Source organism: Niallia circulans (assembly GCF_003726095.1).
Lineage (GTDB): Bacteria > Bacillota > Bacilli > Bacillales > Cytobacillaceae > Niallia > Niallia circulans_A.
The window spans coordinates 4512357-4526513 of sequence record NZ_CP026031.1 but is presented as its reverse complement, the minus strand read 5'-3'; the positions used below and the strand labels follow the sequence as shown (position 1 = coordinate 4526513).

Genomic DNA, 14157 nt, shown 5'->3' with positions numbered 1-14157 from the left:
TCGTACGCTCCGGTGCTCGCGCATTTGCTTCCTTGATCTACTTGTTTCTCTTTACCCTCAAACTTATTACTGTTTTGAGGAATTAATTGCTCCCTCAAAACTGAACAATCAAATCGTCAACAATCTTTGATGGAATGTAAATTCCATTTTCCTTAGAAAGGAGGTGATCCAGCCGCACCTTCCGATACGGCTACCTTGTTACGACTTCACCCCAATCATCTATCCCACCTTAGGCGGCTGGCTCCAAAAGGTTACCCCACCGACTTCGGGTGTTACAAACTCTCGTGGTGTGACGGGCGGTGTGTACAAGGCCCGGGAACGTATTCACCGCGGCATGCTGATCCGCGATTACTAGCGATTCCAGCTTCATGTAGGCGAGTTGCAGCCTACAATCCGAACTGAGAATGGTTTTATGGGATTTGCTCGACCTCGCGGTTTTGCTGCCCTTTGTACCATCCATTGTAGCACGTGTGTAGCCCAGGTCATAAGGGGCATGATGATTTGACGTCATCCCCACCTTCCTCCGGTTTGTCACCGGCAGTCACCTTAGAGTGCCCAACTGAATGCTGGCAACTAAGATCAAGGGTTGCGCTCGTTGCGGGACTTAACCCAACATCTCACGACACGAGCTGACGACAACCATGCACCACCTGTCACTCTGTCCCCCGAAGGGGAACGTCCTATCTCTAGGAGTGTCAGAGGATGTCAAGACCTGGTAAGGTTCTTCGCGTTGCTTCGAATTAAACCACATGCTCCACCGCTTGTGCGGGCCCCCGTCAATTCCTTTGAGTTTCAGCCTTGCGGCCGTACTCCCCAGGCGGAGTGCTTAATGCGTTTGCTGCAGCACTAAAGGGCGGAAACCCTCTAACACTTAGCACTCATCGTTTACGGCGTGGACTACCAGGGTATCTAATCCTGTTTGCTCCCCACGCTTTCGCGCCTCAGCGTCAGTTACAGACCAAAGAGTCGCCTTCGCCACTGGTGTTCCTCCACATCTCTACGCATTTCACCGCTACACGTGGAATTCCACTCTTCTCTTCTGCACTCAAGTCCCCCAGTTTCCAATGACCCTCCACGGTTGAGCCGTGGGCTTTCACATCAGACTTAAAGGACCGCCTGCGCGCGCTTTACGCCCAATAATTCCGGACAACGCTTGCCACCTACGTATTACCGCGGCTGCTGGCACGTAGTTAGCCGTGGCTTTCTGGTTAGGTACCGTCAAGGTACAAGCAGTTACTCTTGTACTTGTTCTTCCCTAACAACAGAGTTTTACGATCCGAAAACCTTCATCACTCACGCGGCGTTGCTCCGTCAGACTTTCGTCCATTGCGGAAGATTCCCTACTGCTGCCTCCCGTAGGAGTCTGGGCCGTGTCTCAGTCCCAGTGTGGCCGATCACCCTCTCAGGTCGGCTACGCATCGTTGCCTTGGTGAGCCGTTACCTCACCAACTAGCTAATGCGCCGCGGGCCCATCTGTAAGCGACAGCGTAAACCGTCTTTCAGCTTTTCCTCATGAGAGAAAAAGGATTATCCGGTATTAGCTCCGGTTTCCCGAAGTTATCCCAGTCTTACAGGCAGGTTGCCCACGTGTTACTCACCCGTCCGCCGCTAACTTTAAAAGCAAGCTTTTAAAGTCCGCTCGACTTGCATGTATTAGGCACGCCGCCAGCGTTCGTCCTGAGCCAGGATCAAACTCTCCAATAAAGAGTTGATTAGCTCATTACTAAATTCTAGCTTTTTGTTACTTTTTGTTCTATAACGCTAGTTATAAAACGATTATTGTTGACGTTTGTTTGTTCAGTTTTCAAAGAGCAATTTATCGTTGCTATCAGATGCAACTTTTATATATTATCACATTTAATAGTTACTAGTCAATAACTTTCTTAAAAACTTTTAACTATTAAATTATCAATTATCGTTACCGTTCGAGGCAACTTTTATATAATACCAATTATTTATTTAATCGTCAACTGTTTTTTATTTTAAATTCCAGCATATATATACTTTCCTTAAGCACTCTTTTTTTATTACTCCCATTTGATAAAAGATACTAATCACTTAAATTTTCAATAAACCTCTAACAAACTATTGAGTACAGCAGGAAATCACGATTACCTATTAATTTACATAAGGAATATTTCCATTCTTTGATTATTATAGTCTTATCTTACAACAATCTATAGGGCACTTTGAATACTCATCGCCAACCTCTATTGTCTTCTCCCAAAAAACCATAATAGTTTTTTCTCGTTTCTTTCTATTGAAATTTTTATCATCGTCCTTATACTTGCGAAAAGGAATTAACCCAAGGATATTCTTTTGGTTCATTTTTATTTTCCCCACTATATTAACTTTTACATGAGAAAAAAGCGTTATTTTGTTCCATACAAAAATCCGTATTTAATTTCCAAAACCCGAAAGATACTTCAATGTCCCTTTTGAAAATAAATTATATGGTACAATATGGATGGAGTTAAGTTAGACTAAAGATATACTAACTAGAAAGCGAGAGATACAATGGAAACTAGTTTAGAATACCAAATAAAAATTACTGTAAATAGAAATAAGTTTTCAGGAACCATTCTTATCAAAAAAGCAGAAAATAATTTATTTTCTGCAAGTTATGGTTATGCAAATCGTAGCGATAACATAAAAAACACTATAGATACACGCTTCGGCATTGCATCAGGATGTAAATTATTTACGTCAATCGCTATTTGCCAACTTGTCGAGAAAGGTAAACTATCTTTCGAATCAAAATTAGAAGATTGTCTTCCTATTACCTTTCCAAATTTTAATAAAAATATTACAATTCATCACCTTTTAACACACACAGCTGGAATACCAGACTATTTCGACGAGGAAATAATGGATGATTTCGAGGAGTTGTGGATAGACCTTCCCATGTATCATATAAGAAAGTTAACCGATTTTTTGCCTCTTTTTCAGAATAAACCCATGAAATCAAATGCTGGGGAAAAATTTCATTATAATAATGCTGGATATATTTTACTTGGATTGGTCATCGAGGAAGTAAGTAAAATGTCATTTACTGATTTTATCGAAGAAAATATTTTTAAAAAAGTCGGAATGCAAAACTCTGGTTATTATGAATTAGATGCTCTTCCAAAAAACACTGCTTTAGGTTATATCGATTTGCCGAACAATAAATGGAGAACAAATATTTACTCATTGCCTGCAAAAGGTGGTGCAGATGGAGGCGCATTTGTAACTGCACTTGATATGTCAAGTTTATGGAATGCACTTCTAACTAATCAATTATTAAGTGATGAATATACTTCCAAGTTACTTACTCCATTTATTCAAACAAAGAAATCAACCGGATTTTATGGTTATGGGTTATGGATAGAGAAAAAGGAAAATGCTATTTTTAAATATCATATTATGGGTTACGATCCTGGAGTTAATTTTCATTCTGCCTTTTACCCCAAATCACAAATTCATACTGTTATCTGTTCAAACAAATCTGAAGGTGCGTTTGAAGTTTCGAAAGTCATTGAAGATCAACTAATAATAAAAATGGAATAAGTATCTATCCCTTACAATAACTAAACAAAAGCACTTATCCACATAAAAAGACCTAAAGGCAATATGCTTTTAGGTCTTTTTGCGCCTGGCGACGTCCTACTCTCACAGGGGGAGAACCCCAACTACCATCGGCGCTGAGAAGCTTAACTTCCGTGTTCGGTATGGGAACGGGTGTGACCTTCTCGCTATCGCCACCAGACTATTTAATTTTTGAGGTTATTCCCTCAAAACTAGATTATGAAGTAAAAGAAAGAACAAGTAATCTTTCTTAGCTTACGCTAAGATTATTTTAGTTAAGTCCTCGATCTATTAGTATCAGTCAGCTCCACATGTCGCCATGCTTCCACCTCTGACCTATCAACCTGATCATCTTTCAGGGATCTTACTAGCTTACGCTATGGGAAATCTCATCTTGAGGGGGGCTTCATGCTTAGATGCTTTCAGCACTTATCCCTTCCGCACATAGCTACCCAGCGATGCCTTTGGCAAGACAACTGGTACACCAGCGGTGCGTCCATCCCGGTCCTCTCGTACTAAGGACAGCTCCTCTCAAATTTCCTACGCCCACGACGGATAGGGACCGAACTGTCTCACGACGTTCTGAACCCAGCTCGCGTACCGCTTTAATGGGCGAACAGCCCAACCCTTGGGACCGACTACAGCCCCAGGATGCGATGAGCCGACATCGAGGTGCCAAACCTCCCCGTCGATGTGGACTCTTGGGGGAGATAAGCCTGTTATCCCCGGGGTAGCTTTTATCCGTTGAGCGATGGCCCTTCCATGCGGAACCACCGGATCACTAAGCCCGACTTTCGTCCCTGCTCGACTTGTAGGTCTCGCAGTCAAGCTCCCTTGTGCCTTTACACTCTACGAATGATTTCCAACCATTCTGAGGGAACCTTTGGGCGCCTCCGTTACTTTTTAGGAGGCGACCGCCCCAGTCAAACTGCCCACCTGACACTGTCTCCCACCCCGATCAGGGGTGCGGGTTAGAATGTCAATACAGCCAGGGTAGTATCCCACCAATGCCTCCACCGAAGCTAGCGCTCCGGCTTCCAAGGCTCCTACCTATCCTGTACAAGCTGTACCAAAATTCAATATCAGGCTGCAGTAAAGCTCCACGGGGTCTTTCCGTCCTGTCGCGGGTAACCTGCATCTTCACAGGTACTATAATTTCACCGAGTCTCTCGTTGAGACAGTGCCCAGATCGTTACACCTTTCGTGCGGGTCGGAACTTACCCGACAAGGAATTTCGCTACCTTAGGACCGTTATAGTTACGGCCGCCGTTTACTGGGGCTTCAATTCAGAGCTTCGCACTAACGTGCTAACCCCTCCTCTTAACCTTCCAGCACCGGGCAGGTGTCAGCCCCTATACTTCGCCTTGCGGCTTCGCAGAGACCTGTGTTTTTGCTAAACAGTCGCCTGGGCCTATTCACTGCGGCTCTCGCAGGCTTGCACCCGCAAGAGCACCCCTTCTCCCGAAGTTACGGGGTCATTTTGCCGAGTTCCTTAACGAGAGTTCTCTCGCTCACCTTAGGATTCTCTCCTCGCCTACCTGTGTCGGTTTGCGGTACGGGCACCCTAAATCTCGCTAGAGGCTTTTCTTGGCAGTGTGGAATCAGGAACTTCGGTACTATATTTCCCTCGCCGTCACAGCTCCGCTTATGTGGTAATGGGATTTGCCTCATTACCAGCCTAACTGCTTGGACGTGCTAATCCAACAGCACGCTTACCCTATCCTCCTGCGTCCCCCATTGCTCAAACGATTTAAAGGTGGTACAGGAATATCAACCTGTTGTCCATCGCCTACGCTTTTCAGCCTCGGCTTAGGTCCCGACTAACCCTGAGCGGACGAGCCTTCCTCAGGAAACCTTAGGCATTCGGTGGATGAGATTCTCACTCATCTTTCGCTACTCATACCGGCATTCTCACTTCTAAGCGCTCCACCAGTCCTTACGGTCTAGCTTCAACGCCCTTAGAACGCTCTCCTACCACTGACATCAAAGATGTCAATCCACAGCTTCGGTGATACGTTTAGCCCCGGTACATTTTCGGCGCAGAGTCACTCGACCAGTGAGCTATTACGCACTCTTTAAATGGTGGCTGCTTCTAAGCCAACATCCTGGTTGTCTAAGCAACTCCACATCCTTTTCCACTTAACGTATACTTTGGGACCTTAGCTGGTGGTCTGGGCTGTTTCCCTCTTGACCACGGATCTTATCACTCGTAGTCTGACTCCCAAGAATAAGTATTTGGCATTCGGAGTTTGTCTGAATTCGGTAACCCGATGGGGGCCCCTAGTCCAAACAGTGCTCTACCTCCAATACTCTAAATCTTGAGGCTAGCCCTAAAGCTATTTCGGAGAGAACCAGCTATCTCCAAGTTCGATTGGAATTTCTCCGCTACCCACACCTCATCCCCGCACTTTTCAACGTGCGTGGGTTCGGGCCTCCATCCAGTGTTACCTGGACTTCACCCTGGACATGGGTAGATCACCTGGTTTCGGGTCTACAACCACATACTATTTCGCCCTATTCAGACTCGCTTTCGCTGCGGCTCCGTCTCTTCAACTTAACCTCGCATGTAATCGTAACTCGCCGGTTCATTCTACAAAAGGCACGCTATCACCCATAAAAGGGCTCTAACTACTTGTAGGCACACGGTTTCAGGATCTATTTCACTCCCCTTCCGGGGTGCTTTTCACCTTTCCCTCACGGTACTGGTTCACTATCGGTCACTAGGGAGTATTTAGCCTTGGGAGATGGTCCTCCCTGCTTCCGACGGGATTTCTCGTGTCCCGCCGTACTCAGGATACACTCAAGAGGGAACGAAGTTTCGACTACAGGGTTTTTACCTTCTACGACTGACCTTTCCAGATCGATTCGTCTACCCCGTTCCTTTGTAACTCCATATAGAGTGTCCTACAACCCCAAGAGGCAAGCCTCTTGGTTTGGGCTAATCCCGTTTCGCTCGCCGCTACTCAGGGAATCGCGTTTGCTTTCTCTTCCTCCGGGTACTTAGATGTTTCAGTTCCCCGGGTCTGCCTTCAGTACCCTATGTATTCAGGTAAAGATTCTATCCCATTACGGATAGAGGGTTTCCCCATTCGGAAATCTCTGGATCAAAGCTTACTTACAGCTCCCCAAAGCATATCGGTGTTAATCCCGTCCTTCATCGGCTCCTAGTGCCAAGGCATCCACCGTGCGCCCTTTCTAACTTAACTTAGTTTCGACCAAAGATAAGCGGCGTATCTCTTCGTCAGCTTCTTCACTCTGCTCCTCACGTACTGTCGTACGCTCTGGTGCTCGTTCGGTCGCTTCCTTGACCTACTTGCTTCTCTTTGCTCTCCAATCTTTGAAGGAGTATTCGTTTAATACGACTACTTTCCAAAGAAGTAATTCTCTAAAATAGAGAATCTAAGATGGCGATTACTCGGTTTCTTTCTTGGTTCTTACTATTCATAATCTAGTTTTCAAGGAACAATTTCGGCTAAAGATAAACTTCGCATCTCTTCGTCAGCTTCTTCGCTCTGCTCCTCACGTACTGTCGTACGCTCCGGTGCTCGCGCATTTGCTTCCTTGATCTACTTGTTTCTCTTTACCCTCAAACTTATTACTGTTTTGAGGAATTAATTGCTCCCTCAAAACTGAACAATCAAATCGTCAACAATCTTTGATGGAATGTAAATTCCATTTTCCTTAGAAAGGAGGTGATCCAGCCGCACCTTCCGATACGGCTACCTTGTTACGACTTCACCCCAATCATCTATCCCACCTTAGGCGGCTGGCTCCAAAAGGTTACCCCACCGACTTCGGGTGTTACAAACTCTCGTGGTGTGACGGGCGGTGTGTACAAGGCCCGGGAACGTATTCACCGCGGCATGCTGATCCGCGATTACTAGCGATTCCAGCTTCATGTAGGCGAGTTGCAGCCTACAATCCGAACTGAGAATGGTTTTATGGGATTTGCTCGACCTCGCGGTTTTGCTGCCCTTTGTACCATCCATTGTAGCACGTGTGTAGCCCAGGTCATAAGGGGCATGATGATTTGACGTCATCCCCACCTTCCTCCGGTTTGTCACCGGCAGTCACCTTAGAGTGCCCAACTGAATGCTGGCAACTAAGATCAAGGGTTGCGCTCGTTGCGGGACTTAACCCAACATCTCACGACACGAGCTGACGACAACCATGCACCACCTGTCACTCTGTCCCCGAAGGGGAACGTCCTATCTCTAGGAGTGTCAGAGGATGTCAAGACCTGGTAAGGTTCTTCGCGTTGCTTCGAATTAAACCACATGCTCCACCGCTTGTGCGGGCCCCCGTCAATTCCTTTGAGTTTCAGCCTTGCGGCCGTACTCCCCAGGCGGAGTGCTTAATGCGTTTGCTGCAGCACTAAAGGGCGGAAACCCTCTAACACTTAGCACTCATCGTTTACGGCGTGGACTACCAGGGTATCTAATCCTGTTTGCTCCCCACGCTTTCGCGCCTCAGCGTCAGTTACAGACCAAAGAGTCGCCTTCGCCACTGGTGTTCCTCCACATCTCTACGCATTTCACCGCTACACGTGGAATTCCACTCTTCTCTTCTGCACTCAAGTCCCCCAGTTTCCAATGACCCTCCACGGTTGAGCCGTGGGCTTTCACATCAGACTTAAAGGACCGCCTGCGCGCGCTTTACGCCCAATAATTCCGGACAACGCTTGCCACCTACGTATTACCGCGGCTGCTGGCACGTAGTTAGCCGTGGCTTTCTGGTTAGGTACCGTCAAGGTACAAGCAGTTACTCTTGTACTTGTTCTTCCCTAACAACAGAGTTTTACGATCCGAAAACCTTCATCACTCACGCGGCGTTGCTCCGTCAGACTTTCGTCCATTGCGGAAGATTCCCTACTGCTGCCTCCCGTAGGAGTCTGGGCCGTGTCTCAGTCCCAGTGTGGCCGATCACCCTCTCAGGTCGGCTACGCATCGTCGCCTTGGTGAGCCGTTACCTCACCAACTAGCTAATGCGCCGCGGGCCCATCTGTAAGTGACAGCGTAAACCGTCTTTCAGCTTTTCCTCATGAGAGGAAAAGGATTATCCGGTATTAGCTCCGGTTTCCCGAAGTTATCCCAGTCTTACAGGCAGGTTGCCCACGTGTTACTCACCCGTCCGCCGCTAACTTTAAAAGCAAGCTTTTAAAGTCCGCTCGACTTGCATGTATTAGGCACGCCGCCAGCGTTCGTCCTGAGCCAGGATCAAACTCTCCAATAAAGAGTTGATTAGCTCATTGCTAAACTCTAGCTTTTTGTTACTTTTTTTGTTTTATAATGCTAGTTATAAAACGATTATTGTTGACGTTTGTTTGTTCAGTTTTCAAAGAGCAATTTATCGTTGCTATCAGAAGCAACTTTTATATCATATCAACCTTTGCTAAATAAGTCAATTACTTTTTTAATATAATTTTTATTTTACTATCAACTTAAATGAATCAATAGCATTAGCAAGGCTGTTTTCATATAATAGCAACTTTTCACAGTTTAGTCAATAATAAATATAAATAAATACTAAAAAAATAAAAACCACCCGCGATCCTAGCATCTCGCTCTCTCTTAAGCATCTTCGAATATATTATTCCAAAAGAATAAAATCTAAACTAAATGATCATTTCTAACATCATACCTCTCGTTAAAAAACTTCATTATAATATAGAAAAAACTCGATCAAGAGACCGAGTTTTTTCTATATATTCTATTACTTAGTAATAGTTATTACGCCTTCCTCTTTAAGTTCTACATTACCACGTTTATTAATTTGTACAGCTTCACCCTCAGCTAAGTTCGTAAACACAACAGGAGTAATTGTTGCTGTTGCATTTTCCTTAATGTAGTCAAGGTTTACTTTCAATAGAGGCTGTCCTTGTTTCACTTGATCATTTTCAGTCACAAGTGTTTCAAAACCTTCCCCTTTCAATTTAACTGTATCAATACCAAAGTGAATTAAAATTTCACGACCGTTGTCAGCCAAAATTCCAAGAGCATGTTTCGTTGGGAATAAGTTAACGATTTTTCCGTCAACTGGAGAAACAACTGTTCCTTCAGAAGGAATAATCGCAAAACCATCTCCCATCATTTTGCCTGCAAATACTGCATCTGGTACATCTGTAATAGGAACCAATTCTCCTTTAATAGGAGCAACAAATGAATCTTCACTTGTTATATTGCTTTGCATGGCACTTGGATTTACCTCTTCAATTTGCTCTTGTACTTCTTTATCCATAGATGGTTGTGCAGCAGGACGTGGTCTTTTCCCACTCATAATATCTCTCATCTGGCCTTTAATCGTTTCTGAACGAGGACCAAAGATAGCTTGAATATTATTCCCTACTTCAAGCACTCCAGCAGCACCGAGTTTTTTCAAACGATCTTTATCAACAGACTTAATATCATTAACAGATACACGAAGACGAGTGATACACGCATCTAAATGGGCAATATTGTTTTGTCCACCCATTGCTTCTAACACATCGTACGGAAGATCGCTAGTTGCTCCTGTTGAACTACTGTCACTTTCTTCTGTCTCGTCTTCTCTACCAGGTGTTTTAAGATTGAACTTACGAATCGCAAAACGGAAACCAAAATAATAAATAACCGCGAACACTAAACCTACTGGAATAATAATCCATGCATTTGTTTGCGGATTAATTAAACCGAATAACACATAATCGATTAAACCACCAGAGAATGTCATTCCTACTTTTACATTTAATAAATGCATTGTCATAAAGGATAAACCTGCAAAAACAGCATGAATCCCAAACAATATTGGAGCTACAAACAAGAATGAGAATTCCAGTGGTTCTGTAATACCAGTTAAGAAAGAAGTTAATGCTGCAGATCCCATTAATCCACCAACAATTGCCTTTTTCTCTGGACGTGCTTCATGATAAATTGCAAGAGCTGCTGCAGGTAACCCGAACATCATAAATGGGAATTTACCAACCATAAATGTACCTGCCGTTAAATTTTGAACTCCATCTTTAATTTGGCTCATAAAGATAGCTTGGTCACCTTTTACAATTGTTCCTGCTTTCGTAGTATAACTACCAAATTCGAACCAGAAAGGAGAATAGAAGATATGGTGTAAACCAAATGGAATTAATGATCTTTCAATTAAACCAAAAATAAATGCTGATAAAGTTAAATTAGCACCCAACATGTTCTCAGAGAAAACATTTAATCCATGTTGTATTGGCGGCCAAATAATAATCATGATCAAGCCTAAAATAACAGCACTTGCAGCTGTCGCAATTGGAACAAATCGTTTTCCAGCAAAGAATCCTAAATAGGATGGTAACTCAATTTCAAAGAAACGATTATACATCGAGGCAGCAACAATACCAACAATAATGCCACCAAACACACCAGTTTGAAGAGTAGGTATCCCTAAAACAGCTGCATATTCTGTACTGCCTTTTAAGTCCTTCGCATCAATGCCTAGAACAGTACCCATTGTAACATTCATAATAAGGAATCCAATAATAGCCGCTAAACCAGCAACCCCTTCACCGCCAGCTAGACCAACGGCAACTCCGACAGCAAATAGTAAGGAAAGGTTACCAAATATAATGTTCCCTGCATCCTCCATTACAGATGCAACCATCTCTACCCCACTATTATTTAAAAACGGCGCAATATCTACAAGTGTTGGGTTTTGCAGTGCATTACCAAAGGCAAGCAAGATACCGGCAGCCGGAAGAATAGCTACTGGGAGCATAAGTGCTTTACCGACTTTCTGTAAAACACCAAAAATCTTTTTAAACATTTCATAATCCTCCTAAGTTATTTTTCGGCTCAAAAAGCTTTCTCAATCAAGAGTAAAAAAACAAAAAAGGCATGAGTAAAGAGAGATTGAAAAAACCTTCAAGGGTAGGTTACCCTAAAACATTTAACTCAACCATCTTTTTCACTCATGCCTGATCGAATCAGTAACACGTTGATAAGATAATACCTATTTAATTTTTTTCTGAAGTCTTTGTAAATGCATTGTCAGATATACCGCTTCTGCGTCAAAGACTGGCCTTTTAAGTACTTGTTGCATTACTTTTATGAGCTTCCACGCAAGATTATAGCATAGGGGATACTCATTCTTCAATAGCAATGTTATTTTTTCTGGTTCTTCTACTTTTTCTCCTGTATTGACCCGTTCAATCGCAAAACGCAAATGTCTAACAAGGCGCATATAATCGATGCTATCTTTATCAATTTTCGTTTCTAGTTGATCTTCTATTAAATTCACTAGATGTGTGACTAACTGTGAATGCCGATTAACTTCTGATAAATTTTTGTTCATCATGGCACTATGAATATGCAAAGCGATGAAACCGATTTCACCCACTGGTAATTGAAGTCCTGATTGTTCTCCGATTAATTTTACAACCTCTTCAGCTATTGAATACTCAAACGGGTACAACGCCTTTGTTTCAATCAAAAATGGATTATTTAATACTAGTCCGTTCGAAACTCTGGAGGAAGCGAACATAATGTGATCTGTTAACGCTATATGAATATGCTCGTTCAACTTTGCATTTGTCTTGTTTTTAATCAATTCAATAGATGATACTATTACATCTAATAAATCATTATCCACTTGAGGAAGAAGCTTTAAATAATTGCTCTGCTCCTTTTCATCCTTTAAGACAAATAACTTTTCCACAACACTAATATCAATATAATCCCCGCTTTTCTGATTAAAGCCTATACCTTTTCCTATAAGCACTACTTCTCCATAGGTTGGATGGTCTCCAATGAGCACATTATTATTCAGCGCTTTCTTTATTAGTAAATTAGGCATACTTATTTCCCCACTTCGACAGACATCTCGGTAACTCAATGTTATTAAAGTCTTTATAGTAAGTCAACGAAAAAATGAGAAAAAGGATACCCAAAAATGGATATCCTCATCCTACTAAGAAAATATACTCTCTTAAACTCATAAAATCTCACACTATTTTTATTTCCAAATCCCTTTCTACTATTGCAAGAAGATAAAGTACAATGCAAAGATAACAAAGAATACGTACATAATTGGATTAATTTCTTTGATACGACCTTTAACAATCATTACGATTGGATAGAAAATAAATCCTACCGCTATACCTGTTGCAATACTGTATGTTAAAGGCATCGCAACAATAGTAAGGAAGGCCGGCACAGCCACTTCAAACTTTGTCCAATCAATTTTACCTAGGGACGAAACCATCAAAATACCTACTACTACTAAAGCTGGTGTTGTAACTGCTGATGTGACTACTTCCAATAGCGGGAAGAAGAACAAGGATAGCAAGAAGAATCCAGCTGTCACTACTGCCGCAAACCCAGTACGAGCACCAGCCGCTACACCTGCTGAAGACTCTATAAAGGAAGTTGTGGTAGAAGTACCGAATATAGAACCTACCATAGAAGCAATGGAATCTGCGAATAACGCTTTTCCTGCTCTTGGTAATTTATTCTCTTTCATAAGTCCTGCTTGATTAGCAACCGCAACTAATGTGCCCGCATTATCAAAGAAGTCTACAAATAAAAATGTTAAAACGACCACTAACATGCTCTGTGTATAAAATCCTGGATCACCAAGCGCAGAGAATAGCGCTCCAAATGTTGGTTTAATGCTTGGCACAGCAGATACCACAGCAGAAGGAGTATTAATTACACCGAAAATCATGCCGACTACTGCTGTAATGATCATTCCATAGAATACACCGCCATGAATCCCTCTAACCATAAGAATAATAGTAATGAAAATACCAAATATCGCTAGCAATGTACTTGGATTGGTTAAATCACCAATATGGACAAGTGTCGCTGAGTTATCAACAATAATTTTAGAATTTTGCAATCCGATAAACGTTATAAATAGCCCTATACCTGCGCCAACCGCAAGCTTTAATTCTACTGGAATAGCATTAATTAATTTCTCACGAAGCCCAGAGATTGTTAACAATAAGAAAAATACACTTGAAATAAATACTGCTGCTAACGCATATTCCCATGGATGTCCCTGTGTTAAAACAACGGTATAAGCAAAATATGCATTTAACCCTAATCCTGGTGCTAAAGAAATAGGATAATTAGCGAAAATACCCATAATAAGAGAACCCACAGCAGCAGCAAGAGCTGTTGCAACAAACACTGCTCCATAGTCCATACGCAGCGCATCAGGAAGATCAGCTACATCCCCTAATGATAATGTAAATGGATTTACCGCTAAAATATAAGCCATCGCAAGGAATGTAGTGAAACCACCTAAAAACTCTTTGCGGTAATTTGTGCCTAGTTCTTCAAATTTGAAAAACTTCTTCATTAATCTTTCCCCTCTCATAATGCTTTAATTATCTACTAAAACAAAAAAACACTCCTACGATTAAGGAGCGTTGACTAAGGGTTTGTGTTATATAGGAAGGGCAAATTACTTAATAAAATAAAAATGATTTCATTACGATTCCCTATATATACACTTACCTCGTAGTCAAGCTATTTACGGTAGCTCGGTAGAAACTTTCGGGCCGTATTCCCCGATATTATACGAGTAAAATCTTTTTCAGTTGTAAATTCAGTTTATCAGCTTGACGAA

The 14157-nt window shown here is 42.6% G+C and carries 4 protein-coding genes, 4 rRNA genes and 1 riboswitch; of the genes, 1 reads left to right on the top strand and 7 read right to left on the bottom strand.

Annotated features, from left to right (window positions below):
- Positions 1–156 precede the first annotated feature (156 nt).
- Positions 157–1704, bottom strand: a 16S ribosomal RNA gene (locus C2I06_RS21680).
- Positions 1705–2517: 813 nt separating this feature from the next.
- Here C2I06_RS21680 and C2I06_RS21675 point away from each other — a divergent pair.
- Entirely contained in the window at positions 2518–3549 is a 1032-nt protein-coding gene (locus C2I06_RS21675) for a serine hydrolase domain-containing protein (protein ID WP_095334374.1), read from the top strand.
- Positions 3550–3632: 83 nt separating this feature from the next.
- On the opposite strand, the gene rrf is transcribed toward C2I06_RS21675, so the two are convergent.
- The 6 genes from rrf to C2I06_RS21645 all read right to left on the bottom strand — a co-directional run bounded on the left by rrf (position 3633) and on the right by C2I06_RS21645 (position 13887).
- Positions 3633–3748: ribosomal RNA gene (gene rrf / locus C2I06_RS21670) — 5S ribosomal RNA — on the bottom strand.
- Positions 3749–3838: 90 nt separating this feature from the next.
- A 23S ribosomal RNA gene (locus C2I06_RS21665) occupies positions 3839–6773 on the bottom strand.
- A gap of 479 nt (positions 6774–7252) precedes the next feature.
- Positions 7253–8799: ribosomal RNA gene (locus C2I06_RS21660) — 16S ribosomal RNA — on the bottom strand.
- The 16S, 23S and 5S rRNA genes sit together here, the layout of an rRNA operon.
- Positions 8800–9279: 480 nt before the next feature.
- On the bottom strand, positions 9280–11349 hold the full coding sequence (gene ptsG / locus C2I06_RS21655) for a glucose-specific PTS transporter subunit IIBC (RefSeq protein ID WP_095333068.1): 2070 nt from the start codon (positions 11347–11349) through the stop codon (positions 9280–9282).
- Between the two features lie 186 nt (positions 11350–11535).
- Positions 11536–12378 carry a glucose PTS transporter transcription antiterminator GlcT gene (gene glcT, locus C2I06_RS21650; RefSeq protein WP_095333066.1) on the bottom strand — a complete coding sequence of 281 codons (843 nt, stop codon included), beginning with the start codon at positions 12376–12378 and terminating at the stop codon, positions 11536–11538.
- A gap of 180 nt (positions 12379–12558) precedes the next feature.
- Complete coding sequence (locus tag C2I06_RS21645) at positions 12559–13887, bottom strand: NCS2 family permease (protein WP_095333064.1); 1329 nt, start codon at positions 13885–13887, stop codon at positions 12559–12561.
- Between the two features lie 142 nt (positions 13888–14029).
- A riboswitch (purine riboswitch) is annotated at positions 14030–14132 on the bottom strand.
- Positions 14133–14157 lie beyond the last annotated feature (25 nt).

What these genes read in the sequence shown, in the direction of transcription:
- C2I06_RS21675 (WP_095334374.1), top strand. Translation starts at nt 2,518, where the DNA reads ATGGAAACTAGTTTAGAATACCAAATAAAAATTACTGTAAATAGAAAT.
- ptsG (WP_095333068.1), bottom strand. Translation starts at nt 11,349, where the DNA reads ATGTTTAAAAAGATTTTTGGTGTTTTACAGAAAGTCGGTAAAGCACTT.
- glcT (WP_095333066.1), bottom strand. Translation starts at nt 12,378, where the DNA reads ATGCCTAATTTACTAATAAAGAAAGCGCTGAATAATAATGTGCTCATT.
- C2I06_RS21645 (WP_095333064.1), bottom strand. Translation starts at nt 13,887, where the DNA reads ATGAAGAAGTTTTTCAAATTTGAAGAACTAGGCACAAATTACCGCAAA.